Genomic DNA, 211 nt, shown 5'->3' with positions numbered 1-211 from the left:
AAAAAGTAGCGATGGGCTGCATCTACTCATGGACTCTACAGGCATGAAGTTTCTAGGTGAGGGCGAATGGAAACGCAAGAAACATGGACCTGAATATCGTCGCCAATGGCGTAAACTTCATATTGGTATAGATGCTAAAACCCTGCAAATACGAGCAGTTCAGCTTACAACCAATAATGTCAGTGATTCACAGGTACTTGGTGATTTACTT

Annotated in this window: 1 protein-coding gene; it reads left to right on the top strand. The window is 42.7% G+C overall.

All coding sequences use genetic code 11. From position 1 onward, the window contains the following. On the top strand, window positions 1–211 hold a 211-nt coding region (locus AC1M9D_RS14220), incomplete at both ends, for a transposase (protein WP_481612462.1).

The sequence above is a fragment of the Acinetobacter sp. ANC_7682 genome (assembly GCF_056779795.1).
The sequence above is the reverse complement of the archived record's forward strand: the minus strand, read 5'-3'. Positions and strand labels throughout refer to the sequence as shown.